This window comes from Cedecea sp. FDAARGOS_727 (assembly GCF_012273235.1).
GTDB lineage: Bacteria > Pseudomonadota > Gammaproteobacteria > Enterobacterales > Enterobacteriaceae > Cedecea > Cedecea davisae.
Genome location: NZ_CP050966.1, coordinates 4,648,341 through 4,663,267 on the forward strand (window position 1 = coordinate 4,648,341; position 14,927 = coordinate 4,663,267).

10 protein-coding genes and 1 other RNA gene are annotated in these 14,927 nt (G+C 55.4%); 3 read left to right on the forward strand and 8 right to left on the reverse strand.

The window, feature by feature from the left end; translation table 11 throughout:
- Positions 1–16: 16 nt before the first annotated feature.
- The 4 genes from FOC35_RS21765 to FOC35_RS21780 form a co-directional block, all read right to left on the reverse strand.
- Positions 17–577 (reverse strand): TetR/AcrR family transcriptional regulator, encoded by a 561-nt coding sequence (locus FOC35_RS21765; protein ID WP_172570191.1) that lies wholly within the window; start codon positions 575–577, stop codon positions 17–19.
- A gap of 103 nt (positions 578–680) precedes the next feature.
- Positions 681–1,505, reverse strand: coding sequence for a CPBP family intramembrane glutamic endopeptidase (locus tag FOC35_RS21770; protein ID WP_172570192.1), 825 nt, complete (start codon positions 1,503–1,505; stop codon positions 681–683).
- 234 nt (positions 1,506–1,739) lie between these two features.
- Positions 1,740–2,150: a 1,4-dihydroxy-2-naphthoyl-CoA hydrolase gene (menI, locus tag FOC35_RS21775; RefSeq protein WP_172570193.1), complete on the reverse strand. Its 411-nt coding sequence runs from the start codon at positions 2,148–2,150 to the stop codon at positions 1,740–1,742.
- On the reverse strand, positions 2,147–5,203 hold the full coding sequence (locus FOC35_RS21780; protein WP_172570194.1) for an FAD-binding and (Fe-S)-binding domain-containing protein: 3,057 nt from the start codon (positions 5,201–5,203) through the stop codon (positions 2,147–2,149). Before FOC35_RS21780 ends, menI begins: the two co-directional genes overlap by 4 nt.
- Positions 5,204–5,407: 204 nt before the next feature.
- On the opposite strand from FOC35_RS21780, the gene ydiK reads away from it, so the two are divergent.
- Positions 5,408–6,526, forward strand: a complete 1,119-nt coding sequence (ydiK, locus tag FOC35_RS21785) for an AI-2E family transporter YdiK (protein WP_016536065.1) — start codon at positions 5,408–5,410, stop codon at positions 6,524–6,526.
- 202 nt (positions 6,527–6,728) lie between these two features.
- Positions 6,729–6,835: antisense sRNA RprA (gene rprA, locus FOC35_RS21790), an RNA gene on the forward strand.
- Positions 6,836–7,105: 270 nt separating this feature from the next.
- Here rprA and FOC35_RS21795 read toward each other — a convergent pair.
- From FOC35_RS21795 to FOC35_RS21805, 3 genes are all read right to left on the reverse strand, one after another.
- Positions 7,106–7,528: a hypothetical protein gene (locus tag FOC35_RS21795; RefSeq protein ID WP_172570195.1), complete on the reverse strand. Its 423-nt coding sequence runs from the start codon at positions 7,526–7,528 to the stop codon at positions 7,106–7,108.
- Between the two features lie 155 nt (positions 7,529–7,683).
- Entirely contained in the window at positions 7,684–8,589 is a 906-nt protein-coding gene (locus FOC35_RS21800; RefSeq protein WP_254065326.1) for an alpha/beta hydrolase, read from the reverse strand.
- 10 nt (positions 8,590–8,599) lie between these two features.
- Entirely contained in the window at positions 8,600–10,720 is a 2,121-nt protein-coding gene (locus tag FOC35_RS21805) for a TonB-dependent siderophore receptor (protein WP_254065401.1), read from the reverse strand.
- 196 nt (positions 10,721–10,916) lie between these two features.
- On the opposite strand from FOC35_RS21805, the gene FOC35_RS21810 reads away from it, so the two are divergent.
- Entirely contained in the window at positions 10,917–12,479 is a 1,563-nt protein-coding gene (locus FOC35_RS21810) for an alpha/beta hydrolase-fold protein (protein ID WP_172570197.1), read from the forward strand.
- A 74-nt stretch (positions 12,480–12,553) separates the two neighbouring features.
- On the opposite strand, the gene FOC35_RS21815 is transcribed toward FOC35_RS21810, so the two are convergent.
- Positions 12,554–14,926 carry a glycoside hydrolase family 3 N-terminal domain-containing protein gene (locus FOC35_RS21815; protein WP_172570198.1) on the reverse strand — a complete coding sequence of 791 codons (2,373 nt, stop codon included), beginning with the start codon at positions 14,924–14,926 and terminating at the stop codon, positions 12,554–12,556.
- Position 14,927: the final 1 nt, after the last annotated feature.

Consider the following 14,927-nt stretch of genomic DNA (forward strand, 5'->3'; position numbering starts at 1 on the left):
CTTGCCGCTGGCAGCGTTATTTTATCGCGGCCAAAACGGCCTTTTTAAGACGCTCGGCGAAGGCGGGATCTGAACTAATTTCACCGAGATAATTCGCCCCGACCATCGCAGCAAACAGCACAAGATTTTTTTCATCATCGGCGCCCTGCTCATCATGAGGGTGCCCGACAAAACACTCCATCAGGGACTTGATCCCGTCGGTACAGTCTTTTGCAAGCTGTTCAGATGCATTACTTTTCATCACGTCGCCGCCGAAGGCCAGCATCGGGCAGCGCTTTTGGGCAGGCTTTGGCGAGAAATAATAGTCGGCAATGTTGTGCTGTACGCTGCCTTTGTCATTCTCATCAATGCTGTCCCAGCGCTCCCGTGCTTTAATAAAAGCCAGTTCGGCGGCTTCAAGCACTAATGCTTCTTTTGACTCAAAGTGTTTATAAAAACCTCCCGCCGTCATGCCCGCAGCTTTCATGATGTCGGGAATGCTGACGTCCGCTATCTGCCGGGCCTTAAAAAGCTCGCTGGTTTTCTCGACGATAAGGTTACGGTTTTCAGCCGCCTGCTGTTTACTGGAACGCCCCATTTGATCCCCAGATAAATAGAGTTTTATTAAAATCTATTTTTGCATGAACGCTCAGGGCTGTCACCTGCAACGGCCCGGAAACCAGGCCGTAAACGGGAATAAATCAGTGCGGAATGTGCCGAAGCATAGGATAGGTAAAGAACAGCAAGTGAGCGGCATTCAACCCAACATGGAAAACCACTGCCACCCAAAGCCGGCCGCTCCACATCCAGGCCAGGCCGTAAATCAGGCCCGCAAGCGCGGCAAACACAATCAGCAGCGGCCCGCCGGCAAAATGAAGCCCGCCAAAAATCGCCGCTGAAATAACCAGCGCCAGAACCGGATGCATAAACCCGGACAGCCGCTGCTGGAGGTAGCCGCGGAACAGCGCCTCTTCTGCCAGAGAGACAAAGAAGATATTGGCAAACAGAAACGGCAGCAGCCACTGCGGGGCATGAGGTTCAATCTTCAGCCCACCCAGCGCGACGGCCAGAAGCAGTAAAGCGGGAATAGAAGCAACGAGCAGGCCCCACCATGGTTTTGCCGGGCGAGACTCTGGCTCGCTTACGAACAGCGATTTCATTACCACCAGCAGGACGAAAGGCACCAGCGCTTTATCGAAGTTGTAATACACCGAGAAAGGGACACTCAGCGGCCCGGCAATGACCGAATCCAGCACCTTCGGATTATGGAAACCCGGAATAAGATGCATCGTTAACCCGATGGCGCTCACAACCAGTACAAGTTCGAGCGAATACCTGGCGACTTTATGGTGCCCAGCTTTCAAATAAGCCAGCGCGAGTGCGGCGATTACCGCCAGGGCAATAACGGCGCGCCAGTCGATAACGCCGCCGACTGCGGCCCAAACCAGGGTGATCAACAGCAGCCCGATAGAGGCTTTTTTATTGAACTGCAAAAGCAGCAAGGCAACTGCCAGTAATATCCACATATCCATGTCCTTAAGTTATAAACATCCTGAGGGGGGCTTTTTACCAGCATTTTCACCATGATGGCAAAAATTTAAGAGCTCAGTTTCAACATGGATATAATAGCCTGCCGTTTATTTGTTACCCATTAGGTGCAAATAATGTGCAGTAATAAATAGTATTTTCTTTATTTTTTTATAGAAAACGCAATCACTCGCCCTTTCAAAAAGGCGAGTGATTGGTCTCAAAGGATTACCTTAAACCACCGCCGTGGTCAGCCGCGAGGTGCAGCACAGCCTGTCCTGTTGGTCGTAAATGTCTATTTGCCAGACCTGATGACGGCGGCCAGCGTGCACCGCCCGGCAAACGCCGCGCACCACGCCTTCGTGCGCGGAACGAATATGGTTGGCATTCACTTCCAGGCCCACAACCTTCTGCTCGCCTTCGGTACACAGGTAGCCCGCGACCGAACCCAGCGTTTCAGCCAGCACCACGGATGCACCGCCGTGCAGCAGGCCAAACGGCTGCCGGGTACGTTCATCCACCGGCATGGTGGCCTCTATTTCGTTGTCATCAAAACGGGTAAATTCAATCCCTACATGCCCGACCATGTTATTCGCACCCAGTTTATTGAGCGCGGCAAGCGTCGCTTCACGTCGCCAAATCATCCGATAATCTCCAGAAGTGCCTGTAATGGATGCCGAACGCCGTTGCCTTCAACTCGCTTCACCTGGCTGCGGCACGAATAGCCGGTTGCCAGGCAGCGGTTTCTCGGCAGGCGCTGCATCGCCTGATGCCAGGATAGTTCATAGATGCCCAAGGAATTGGCGTGATTCTTCACCTCGTGGCCGTAAGTGCCGGCCATGCCGCAGCAGCCGACGCTAACGTTCTCGAGTTTCGCGCCAAAACGGGCAAAAATTCCGGCCCACTGATTCGGTGCCGTCGGTAACGCAGTCACTTCGGTACAGTGGCCGAACAGGTACCATGCTTCCCCGCCCGCGCTCTGTACTTCCCGCTCTTTCAGCATGTCCTGGAGCCACTCATGCACCAGCTGCACCTGAAAATCACCGCGCTCATCGCCTAAAGTATGTTTGTATTCATCGCGATAACACAGCACCAGCGCGGGATCGACGCCCACCATTGGCATGCCCAGCTTCGCAACCCGATTGAGGAAATCAGATGTTTTACGCGCCGTGCGGGCAAAGCGTTGCAGGAAGCCTTTAATATGCTGCGCTTTCCCGTTCGGTGAAAACGGCAGCACAACCGGCTCGAACCCCAATTTGTCCGCCAGCTTGATAAAGTCCGCCACAACCTGTGCATCGTAATAGCTGGTGAACGGATCCTGCACCACCAGCACCGTTTTAGCCCTGCGTTCCGGCGAGTAGCTTTCGAGCTGCTCCAGCGTGGTATTTGCCGAGCGATGCCCCACCAGCTGCTGTTGCAGCGTCGGCGTGGAAAGCTGCGGCAGGTCAACCATGCCGATATGCTTCTCGGACAGGTTGCGAACCCACGGCTGGCTCATAAAGAAGTTAAATGTCTTCGGCGCACGCGCCATCAGCGGGGCATAGTTTTCAACCGAGGCCACAACGTGATCGCGCAGCGGGCGCAAATAGCGGGTGTGGTAAAGCTGCAAGAAGCGGGAGCGGAATTCCGGTACGTCGATTTTAATCGGACACTGGGTGGAGCAGGCTTTGCAGGCCAGGCAGCCGGACATCGCCTCTTTCACCTCGTGGGAGAAGTCGTATTCGCCTTTATTGGCATGCCACGAATTGCGCGTCCGCTCAATCAGGCTGCGAAGGCTGGCTTTTTGTTCCGGTAATTGCTTTTCAAGCTGGAGCGGGTCAACGCCACGTTCTGCCAGCAGGCGCAGCCATTCACGGGTTAGCGTCGCACGCCCTTTCGGAGAATGTATGCGGTTGCTGGAAATCTTCATCGACGGGCACATCGGGCTTTTCACGTCGAAATTAAAGCACAGGCCGTTGCCGTTACACTCCATCGCCCCGCGCCATGAAGTGCGCACCGCGATAGGAATTTGCCTGTCATAAGTCCCGCGTTTTACCGCATCCACCTGCATCATTGGATCATCCACGCCGAGCGGCGGGCATATTTTCCCCGGATTAAGACGGTTGTTCGGGTCGAAGGCGGCTTTGATCCGGCGCAGTTCCTCATACAGCGTCTCGCCAAAGAACGCCGGACTGTACTCCGCGCGGAAGCCCTTACCGTGCTCTCCCCACAGCAGGCCGCCGTATTTTGCCGTCAGCGTCACGACGTCATCTGAGATACTTTTCATCAGCATCTCCTGCTGCGGGTCGCACATGTCCAGCGCCGGGCGAACGTGCAGCACCCCTGCGTCAACGTGGCCGAACATGCCATAACTGAGGTTGTGGCCGTCCAGCAGCGCGCGGAATTCTACGATGTAGTCAGCCAGGTGCTGCGGCGGCACGCAGGTGTCCTCCGCAAACGGGATTGGCTTTGCCACCCCTTTAGCGTTACCCAGCAGGCCAACGGCTTTTTTACGCATCCCGTAAATTTTTTCGATACCGGCCAGCTCGCTGCAAATCTGCCAGCCAATCACCCCGCCCTCGCCCGACGCTATCAAAGCATCGAGGCGTTCACACAGGGAGCTAACCTGGCTTTCAATAAGCGGCTCATCGTCACCGGCAAACTCAACGATGTTCAGGCCAAGCATCTCTTTATCCGGCACGTCGGTAATCAGGTCGCTGACCGAATGCCAGACGATATCTTCCCGCGCCAGGTTAAGGACTTTAGAATCGACCGTCTCCACCGACAGCGCCCTCGCCTCCACCATAAAAGGCGCATTGCGCAGAGCCGAGTCGAAGGAGTCATATTTTACGTTGACCAGGCGGCGCACTTTCGGCAACCGGGTAATATCCAGCTTAGCCTCGGTGATAAAGGCCAGCGTGCCTTCCGAACCGGTAAGAATGCGCGTCAGGTCGAACTTAGAAAGATCGTCATTGAATACGTGGCGCAAATCGTAGCCGGTCAGGAAGCGGTTTAGTTTGGGGAATTTGTCGAGGATCAGCTGGCGTTGTTCGCGGCAGCGCTCAAGCACGGTGCGGTAAATCTGCCCGGTTATGGTTTGCTCGCGGCCAAGTTCTTCGGCAAGCGTGGTCGCCATCTGGTGCGTGTCCAGGATCTCTCCGCCCATCAACACCGCACGCACGCCCAAAACATGGTCGGAAGTTTTGCCGTACACCAGCGACCCCTGCCCCGAGGCATCTGTATTGATCATCCCGCCCAGCGTGGCGCGGTTGCTGGTGGAGAGTTCAGGCGCAAAGAAATAGCCGTGCGGTTTGAGGAACTGGTTTAGCTGATCTTTGATGACGCCCGCTTCTACGCGCACCCAGCCCTGTTCCGGGTTGATTTCGATGATGCGGTTCATATAGCGGGACATATCCACCACGATGCCGCTATTGAGCGACTGCCCGTTGGTTCCCGTACCGCCGCCGCGCGGGGTAAAGACCAGGGTTTTAAAGCGCTCTTCTGAGGCCAGGCGGGTGATTAACGTGACGTCTGCGGTCGAGCGGGGAAACAGCACCGCGTCCGGCAACAGCTGATAAATGCTGTTATCGGTCGCCATTGTCAGGCGATCCGCGTAGCTGGTGGCGCTATCGCCGGTGAAACCCTGTTGCTCCAGTGCTTGCAAAAAATTGAGCACCAGCTGAACTACGCCCGGTGCCTGAGAAATTTGTGGGATCATTGACGGGTCGACCCTGTGTTGCGTTGTAAGAGTTATCGTTTGCGTGTCTGTCTTGTTTTTATCATATTCCGTCAGGATTTGCGGCTGTTATTTAAGATAATGCTTCGCGAATTGCGCCTGTCCAAAATCGAGGAAATACATCATCATTAAAGCATCCGCTAAGCGAATTTAGCGCTGGCTCTTTTTATTGAGGTGATTCTTTCTATGGTCAAAGTCAGTCAGCCAAAGGATCTGCTGCAGATCCTGCTGTCCGTGCTGTTTATCTCGGTGATGATTATCGCCTGTCTGTGGATTGTGCGTCCCTTTGTTCTGGGATTTGCCTGGGCGGGAACCATCGTTCTTGCGACGTGGCCGCTGCTGATTAAATTGCAAAAACTGCTGTGGGGTAAACGCTCGCTTGCGGTGCTGGTGATGACGCTCCTGCTGCTGATGCTGTTCGTTATTCCTATCGCTATGCTGGTCAATAGCCTGGTGGACAACAGCGGCCCGGTTATCGCCTGGGCAACAAAGGGCCATATGGCGCTCCCAACCTTTGAGTGGCTGCACAGCATTCCGCTGATAGGCGACAAGCTTTATACCGGCTGGAATGCGCTGGTTAGCAGCGGCGGCAGCGCCATTATGGAAAAAGTTCGCCCTTATATCGGCACCACGACCAGCTGGTTCCTGGGCCAGGCGGTACACATCGGCACCCTGCTCATGCACCTTGGGCTGATGCTGCTGTTTAGCGTCCTGCTGTACGCCAAAGGCGAAACCCTCGGCAACGGCATTCGCCATTTTGCCTTCCGCCTTGCGGATAAACGCGGCGATGCTGCCGTGCTGCTGGCAGGCCAGGCCATTCGCGCCGTAGCATTGGGCGTAGTGGTAACGGCTCTGGTTCAGGGCGTGCTCGGCGGTATCGGTCTGGCGGTGTCCGGCATTCCCTACGCCGCGCTGCTCACCGTGCTGATGGTGCTTAGCTGTCTTATCCAGCTTGGCCCGCTGGTGATTCTGGTTCCGGCGATTATCTGGCTTTACTGGAGCGGCGACACCACCTGGGGCACCGTGCTGCTGGTCTGGAGCTGCGTGGTTGGCACCATGGATAACTTTATTCGCCCGGTGCTGATTCGCATGGGCGCGGATTTGCCGATGATTCTGATCCTTTCGGGTGTTATCGGCGGCCTGATTGCTTTCGGGATGATTGGCCTGTTTATCGGCCCGGTGCTGCTGGCCGTCTCTTATCGCCTGATTTCAGTCTGGATGCACGAGGCACCTGCCCCGCAGGACTCTCCGGAAGAAGTCGTTGAACTGCTCGAAGAGCAGGATACGTTAAACGTTAAAAAATAATCTCCCCCTGACTCCCCCGCCATCCGGGGGAGTCACCTTTCGCAACTAGTTAATAAATCTAATCTATAGCGTATTTTTTTGGCGCTATTCCGGCCATTGAACCGCGCGCGCCCCGCTATCCTGTCGGTAACTATTCACCTTTCGTTAACTATTGAGACGAATCTGAGTGACTGCTTTTGCCGGGATGCCTACTATTTAACTCACGGTTATGAATCAACCCCTTGATTTATAAACATCGATATCCCCTGAGTGAAACAACGAATTGCTGTGTGTAGTCTTTGCCCATCTTGATGATGGGCTTTTTTTTGCCCTTTTTTTGTAACATCCGGCCGCTCAGGCTCCTGGCGAAGCAGGTTGGTAAGAATCCGGGGGCGATTTCGTGGGCAGCCGACTACAGTTACCGACTGTCTGGGAAGGGAGAGAAGGCGCTGAAATAGGAACATAAAAATGGATTTATGTCGCTCCTGTAGGGTTTGATTAAATACAGTGATTCATGGATGAGAAAAGAATAAAAGATGTTTTATACGTTGAAATGGCCTGCCTATTTTTCAATATATGGGCAGGCTCTATATTATATTTTTATGTCAGAGCAATCGGTATATCTGAAGCATATGCCCTCATGATCATTTCTCGTTCACCGGATGGTGTGCTCCCATAATTAGATATTATGTACAATCCCGAACCGATTATTCCTACACTGCTCAGGGCGAATAAGACTCTACCTTTCCAGCTTATGCTTCTTTCTTCGGTCGCAGGGGGCGGAATCTCTTCCTCTGAGACGTTTAAAAATCGCCCCTGCCTATGTGCAGGCTCAACCTCAGAGTCGGATTCAGAAGCAATGTCCATAGATAACTCTTCCGCGCTGTTATTAGCCCTTGTTAGTCGGGAAGCCAGCGGAGAATTATTCTTATCGCTGTCGGCAGGAAGGGATGGCAGGTCGTCTATATTTATACTGTGGGATGAGCGAGCCAGAGGTGACATTTCGAGAACGGTGTTAGGCATATTGCTATCTCCTGAGAGTGAACGAACCGAAAATAAACATCACTGATATTTATAAATACAATTAATCCTGTCGCTATTAAAAAGCGCTTTTAATAACAGACACTCTCAGGCGATAACAGTTATTAGTTCAGCCCATCGTGATGATGGGCTATTGTTCATTCAGGCTTAGCAAAGTGATTAATAATAGCGCCGTGCAATACCAGCGGCGCAATCGTCAGGTGGGTTTGCCCTTCAACAAGGCTAAAATCAACGCGCTGCGGGGCTTTAGCTTTAAGCGACTCGGCCAGTTGGCGAGCGCCGTCAACCATTGCTCTTTGGCCCCGGTGCTGGGCCAGGACCGCTTTTCTCGCCTCCGGGAGCTTCATCTCATGGGGCTGAAGCGACTGCTCATACTCTCCGACATAAACCGACAGGTGAGAGCGACTATCGTCCGGCTGCCAATTTTGCGCCGTGCGCAACAGGTAACGATTGTTCCACCATACCGAAGGACTGGCGGCGTAAAAATGCTGGAACGCGTTTGGCGAGGTCATAAACAGCCAGGTGGTAAACAGCCCGCCATAAGAGTGGCCAAACAGCGCCTGCCGCTGAGGATTTGTTTCCCAGCGCTGCGAGACCCATGGCTTAAGCTCGATATCGATAAACTGCCAGAATTTCTGTGCTTCACCCGGCTTTCCTGGCGGATAAGTGCCACCGGCGGGATTCGCTTCCAGCACGATTTTATCAACCGCCGGGCGGTAATCCCTCTCCCGTCGGCTCTCTTCCGGGTAGTCAATGGCGACAATAACACCCGGCACCAGCGGGCAGCGCTCGCAGGTCAGGCGCTGCATCAGCGAGACGGCTCCCGGAAACACCGACTCACCGTCCAGCAGGTAAATTACCGGCCAGCCCTCAGCCGGGGCTTTGCCCTGCGGCCACGAAACCAGAATTTTATAATCGCCGTTTTCCGGCGAGCTAAGGGTATGCACCAGCGTATTCGCCAGCGTATAGGGCTTATCTTCACTCACTACAGCCCCCGCAGGGGCAGCGATGAGCGCCATAAGCATTGTTAGCAGGTAGCGCACGTTTTTCTCCTTACCAGCCGTAGCTGACGGTTGCCGTGATGGTGCGGCCAATACCGTAGAAGCAGGCCGAGTCCGAAGCGCAGGACGCAACATACTTAGTGTCGGCGAGGTTATTGATGTTGAACTGAACGGCCGCCCCTTTCAGGCTGCTGCTGACTTCACCCAGCTCATAACGCACCATCGCGTCATATAAATCCACGGCCGCTACTTTAAAGGTATTTTTCGCATCGCCATAGCTTGTTCCGATATAGCGCACGCCCACGCCGGTGGTCAGGTTTTTAAACAGGCCTCCCGGAACGGTGTAGCTGCCCCACGCCGAAGCCATATGCGTTGGGATACGGGCTGGCGTCTTGCCTTCGGTTCCGGCCACGGTGGTGCTGGCGGTTTCAGCATCGGTCCAGGTGTAAGAGCCAATCAGATTAAGACTGTCGAATAACGTCGAATGAACCTCCGCTTCAAGCCCTTTAGAGTGGACTTCACCGGCGTTTTCGAACCACCCCTTCGCGCTGTTATAAGTCCCGACATTGGTCTGGCGGAGGTCAAACAGCGCCAGCGTCATGTATGTCTGTTCCTGCGGCTGATACTTCAGCCCGATTTCGGTTTGCTTGCCGAGACTCGGGTCAAAAGGTGCCGCCCCCGGAGCACGATTCGTTTGCAGATTCGGTTCAAACGAAGTGCTGTAGCTGATGTACGGCGAAAGCCCGAAGTCAAAAACGTACAGCAGGCCGGTACGCCAGGTGAATTTACCGTCATTCTGCTGCACCATTTTGTTTTTGAGCCGGTCGGTTGTGCGCACCTCGGCCTGGTCGTAGCGCCCGGAAAGCAGTAGTTGCCAGTTATTCCAACTGAGCTGATCCTGCAAATAGACCCCAACCTGATCGAGATTCTGCTGGTCGTCGCTCACCGCGCTGAAAGTGCTTTCATCTACGTTGATGCCGTAACGCGGGTTTGGCCAGTAAAGATCATACTGAGATCCCATGCCGCGGCTAAGCTGCTGACGGTCGTGACTGGATTTATAATCAAGCCCGCTCAGCAGGGTATGCCCGACGCTGGCGGTGTCGAACTGCGCTTCTAGTTGGTTATCCAGCCCGAACTCTTCGGTGTCGCGTGTTTCATGCTGGGCGCGGCGCGAAAGCAGCGTGTCGCTTTTGGAGGTGGAATAGACAAGATAGCGGTACTTCTGGTTAATCTTCGCGTAGCGGGCGTTCTGGCGGAAGGTGAAGATATCATTAAAGCTATGTTCAAACTCATAGCCAATCATCGTCTGTTCGCGCCACGACTGGTCATAGCTCGGGTCACTGACGTTAAAGTCCAGCGGAATATACCCGGCAGACGTCTTAGTGACCAGGCCTGCGGCGGGCAGGAAATTACGGTAGCCCGCCTGCGGATCTTTTTGATAGCTGGTGAGCAGCGTAAAACGAGTCTGATCATTTGGATACCAGGTCAGCGCCGGGGCAATCGCCATACGCTGCTCTTTATAATCGGCAACCTGGCTATGCTGGGTGCGGGCGATGCCGTTAAGGCGGTAAAGCACGCGGCCATCGTCGCTTAGCGGACCGCCAAAATCAAAAGCGCCCTCGGCAAGATGTTGGTTCCCGGTGCGGAACTGCACTTCATGTATTGCTTCGCGTACCGGGCGTTTGCTGGTCATGCTGATAAGCCCGCCGGGGTTCACCTGGCCAAACAGCACCGAGGCCGGGCCGCGAACCAGCTCCACGCGCTCCAGCAGCCAGGGGTCAAAAGTCCCGGTCTGCGACGAGGCGGTTGCGCCGTAGCTCAGGCCGTCGAGGTATTTAGGCACGTAGCTAAAGCCGCGTACAAAAACCTCGTCATTACGGTTCGAGCTGCCCCGGTATTCGGTAAAGACCCCTGCCGTATAGCGCAGCGCTTGGGAGACGGAGGTGACATCCTGGGCGTTCATCTGGTCGCGGGTAATAACCGAGACCGACTGCGGCGTTTTCACCAGGTCGGCAACCGTTTTAGTGGCGGACAGCGTTTTAGTCGCCACTATCCCTTTCACCGGCGCGGAGGGATCCTCACTCACCCTGCCGGATACCACAATCGTCTCTTCAGCAGCGCGGCGGTCTTCCGCCTGCGCGCCGCTAACCATCCCAATGCTACTCAGACCCATCAGCAAGATGCCGTGGGTCATTTTATTGTTTTTAAAATTCATTACCGTTACGTCCCCTGTTACTGGGTTAACAAAGATCGCCCCGCGATCTCCGGTTACGTTTTGTCATAAAGCGCAACGGTTCGCAATGTTATTGCAAATCAATCTCATTTGCATTAGCGTGTAACAACTTTTTTTACAGCAAAGATGGAACAACATGAGAGCCGCGTGGAGCGCACTAATGATCGGACTTTGTTCAGCCTCGGCGGTCGCCGCAACCTGCACATTTACCGGTAGCCAGGGAGAGCAGGAGGGGAAGTTCGACGCCAGCGGTGAAATCTGTTTTGGCCTTCCCGCTCTTAGGGATAACTACGCCAATGTGAAACTCGCGGGCATAACGGACGCCAGCCTGCTTGACAGTAAAGGCCGTGTCTGGCGCGCGCTGGTGGAAAATGGTCCGGTGGATGGCAAGCATAATCCTCTCTTTGCTTTGCCGGTTGGCGTGCCCTCAACCCTGGTATTGCGCGGGGAACCCGGCCAGCGTTGGCGGTTCCGCTGGCAAATTCGCGAAACCGTTCCTCTGAAACGGAATGAAGTGCTGACCCCGGAAAGCCCTGTGCTGCTGGCTCTGGAGCAGGCTCTGAGTCACGGCGGCAATACCGATGCTTTCTGGAAGGCAAGACGTGAACAAGGCACGCCCCTGGTGGAGGCAATAGACGCCAGTAATAAACGCGTGACTTTCCTGTGGCGCGGCGCGACCAGCAATGTCTTCGTGCTTGGCTCTCCCGCCGGGGATCACGACCCGATGTTCCGCCTCGGCCAGTCGGACGTCTGGTATCGCAGCTATGTCGTTCCGGCCGACACGCTGATGCAATATAAGCTCGCGCCGGACGTTCCTCTGGTAGAAGGCACCGCTCGCGAACAGCGTCGCGCTATTCTGGTGAGCGCCCAGGCCGACCCGCTCAACCCCCAGTCCAGTCCCGCAGGCCAGGCCGACCGCTGGAACCGCTTCTCGCTTTTAAACCTCACGTCCACCCGCTACTTCACGCCTCACGCAACCTCGGAGCCGATTCGCAACGGTTCGCTGGTGCGCTATCAGGTGGAGAGCAAGAAGCTTGCTAACAGCCGCGAAGTCACTGTCTATCGCCCGCGCGGCAGCCAGCCCGCACGCTGGACGCTGATGCTGTTTGATGGCCGCATGTATCAGAATCGCTACCGTCTCGCTAACGTGCTGGACGGCCTGATCGCCCGCCATTCACTCCCGCCAATCAATGCGGTATTTATTGACAGCCTCGACGGCGATCGGCGCGAAAAAGAGCTGCCGCCAAATCGGGACTTCGCCGATTTTATGGCCCAGGAACTGGTGCCGTGGCTACAACGTCAGGGCATTAGCCTGACGGCGCAGAAAACTATTGTCGCTGGTTCAAGCTATGGCGGCCTGGCTTCGTCGTGGGTTGCCCTGCGTCACCCCGACGTTTTCGGCAACGTGCTGAGCCTGTCCGGTTCTTACTGGTGGGCGCCTGAGGGCGAAGCACCGGGCTGGCTTACTCGTCAATATCAGCAGTCTCCTCGCCTGCCGGTTCGCTTCTGGCTTCAGGCAGGGCGATTTGAAAGCAAAGGTGCAGACGGCGGAATTTACCGTAATACGCAACAGCTTGAGGCGGTGCTGCGCGACAAAGGTTATGAGGTCAGTTTTCACCCGTGGTCAAGCGGCCATGACTATGCCGCCTGGTGCGAGGCCATTATCGCGGGCGTGAAGGATTTGATTAAGCGGGAGTAATTCTTTCCTGCTTCGTGGCTTGCCGGACAGCGCCCCTCTTCCGGCCGAAAGAGGGGTTGTCACAAACATAAAAATTAGCGGCTAACTTCGCAGTGGCTCAGCATTCGCCATATCTTCGGCAAAGTTCGCGTTTCCCCCAGCACTTCAACCTGAGTTGTCTCGCGAATATCCTCAGACGACGCGCCCACCATCAGCGTAAACTCTCCCGGTTCAACAATGCGTTTCCCGCTGCGGGCGGTGAAATTAAGCATATCGACGGGCAGAATAAAGGTCAGCGTGGCCGATTCCCCCGCCTCAAGTTCAACGCGCTCAAAACCCTTTAGCTCCTTAACCGGTCGCACCATCGAGGCTACGTTGTCGTGAACGTAAAGCTGAACAACCTCACTTCCGCTGCGCTCCCCGGTGTTGGTTACGGTCACGCTTAGCGTAATCTCTCCGTCTATCGCCACCGTTTTACCGCGCAGGGTTATCGGGCTGTAGCTGAAGCTGGTCCAGCTTTTGCCATAGCCAAACGGGTAGCGGCTGCCAAAATGAAACGCATACGGCGTGCCGCCGCTTTTCAGTTTGTGATTGTAATAATAAGGCATCGCTCCGGCGCTCTTCGGTATGCTGACGGTCAACCTACCCTGCGGCTCCGCCCGGCCTGTCAAAACGTCTGCAATCGCCCAGCCGCCTTCCTGACCCGGCGCCCACGCGATAATGAGTGCTGAAACTTTATCTTCCAGCCCCCCCAGGTTATAAGGGCGCCCGCCGGTCATCACTACAATGACCGGCTTTCCGGTCGCTACCAGCGCTTCCAGCAGTTGCTGCTGAACGCCGGGTAAATTAAGAGAGTCAGTATCCGACCCTTCCCCCACCGTACCGCTCTGGAAAAGCCCGGCGAGGTCGCCCACGCAGGCGACAACAATATCGCTTTGCTCCGCAGTACGAACCGCTTGCGCAATCAGAGAAGTATCAAGCGAAACCGGTGAATGCTGAATCGGTTTTCCGCTGCTGTCGCCGGGGAAAACCGGCGCACCGGCCATGCGTTTTTCGATAATATGGCAGCCTTTGGCATAGCTGACCTTCTCATCGCCCAGGTAATGGCGCAGCGCCGCCAGAGGCGTGGTGACCTGCGTTGTTTCCTCAAGCATGTCGCTGATTATCAAATGCACCGGGAAGCTGTAGCCGCTCAGCAGCGCCAGAGGATCGTCGGCGGTCGGCCCGATCACGGCCATCCTCTGATTTTCTGCCAGCGGTATTGCCGCCCTGTTTTCCAGAAGCGTAACGGAACGCGTGGCAACGTCTCTGGCAACCTGCCGCGCTTGTTTGCTCTGAAGCACGACCTTCGTTTCATCGGCATAAGGCCGTTCAAACAGGCCAAGCTGGAACTTCACCGCCAGCGTGCGGGCAACAATCTCATCAATTTTTGCCATACTGATAAGCCCGCGTTCCACCGCATCGCCTAAATGGCGGACGCAATCATCCTTGGGTAATTCCACGTCCAGCCCGGCATTAAACGCCAGCGCCGCCGACTCCGCCGCATCCCGCGCAACGCCGTGATGTTGATGTAGAAGACTGACGCCGCCGTAATCCGCTACGATGATGCCGTCAAACCCCCACTGCTCGCGCAAAATATCCGTCATCAGGAAGCCGTCACTGTGGCCGGGCTGATTGTCGATATCGTGATAGGCGGGCATCACGGAGCCTGCGTGCGACAGCTTCACCGCCATCTCAAACGGCAGCAGGAAGGTATCATTTAGTTCGCAAAACCCCAGATGAACCGGCGCATGATTACGCGCACCTTCGCTGAACGAATGCCCCACGTAGTGCTTTAACGTCGCCAGCAAATAGCGTTTTTTACCCTGCAACCCTTCGACATAAGCACAGGCCATAAGCCCCACCAGCCAGGGATCTTCGCCGAATGTCTCTTCCGTCCGTCCCCAGCGAACATCCCGGGAAACGTCCAGCACCGGAGCAAGCCCCTGATGGCAGCCGGTGCTGCGGGCCTCGTCTCCAATGTGCATGGCGGCCTGGCGAATAAGGGCCGGGTCCCAGGTTGAACCGTAGTTCAGCGAAGAAGGGAAAAGAGTGGCATCTTTGCAGAGCAGGCCCACCAGGCACTCTTCATGAAACAGCGCAGGAATACCGAGTCGGGTCTCCTCGACCAGCATTTTTTGCAGCTTGTTGGCGGCCCGCACGCCCTCTTTAGCCTCAACAACATGCGTCCCCAAAGGCCGCGTTATTTGCCCGACGCCAGACTTCAACCTTTGTGCCAGCGAGGCCTGTTCCGAAACACCGGCAAACTCATCGCTCATATCCGTTCTTTCACGGTGTTCACCGGTTTCTGAAAGCACCAGCCAGTAAGCATGCATCTGGGCAAATTTTTCTTCCGGCGTCATTCGCGCCAGCAGGTCGGCAACTCGCTCGGCTACGGGGCGCTGCGGGTCTTTGTAGATTACGGTCATC

Coding starts and splice junctions, on each gene's coding strand:
- FOC35_RS21810 (WP_172570197.1), top strand. CDS start 10,917: ATGAGAGCCGCGTGGAGCGCACTAATGATCGGACTTTGTTCAGCCTCG.
- FOC35_RS21805 (WP_254065401.1), bottom strand. CDS start 10,720: ATGGGTCTGAGTAGCATTGGGATGGTTAGCGGCGCGCAGGCGGAAGAC.
- FOC35_RS21815 (WP_172570198.1), bottom strand. CDS start 14,926: ATGACCGTAATCTACAAAGACCCGCAGCGCCCCGTAGCCGAGCGAGTT.
- FOC35_RS21770 (WP_172570192.1), bottom strand. CDS start 1,505: ATGTGGATATTACTGGCAGTTGCCTTGCTGCTTTTGCAGTTCAATAAA.
- menI (WP_172570193.1), bottom strand. CDS start 2,150: ATGATTTGGCGACGTGAAGCGACGCTTGCCGCGCTCAATAAACTGGGT.
- FOC35_RS21780 (WP_172570194.1), bottom strand. CDS start 5,203: ATGATCCCACAAATTTCTCAGGCACCGGGCGTAGTTCAGCTGGTGCTC.
- FOC35_RS21765 (WP_172570191.1), bottom strand. CDS start 577: ATGGGGCGTTCCAGTAAACAGCAGGCGGCTGAAAACCGTAACCTTATC.
- FOC35_RS21795 (WP_172570195.1), bottom strand. CDS start 7,528: ATGCCTAACACCGTTCTCGAAATGTCACCTCTGGCTCGCTCATCCCAC.
- ydiK (WP_016536065.1), top strand. CDS start 5,408: ATGGTCAAAGTCAGTCAGCCAAAGGATCTGCTGCAGATCCTGCTGTCC.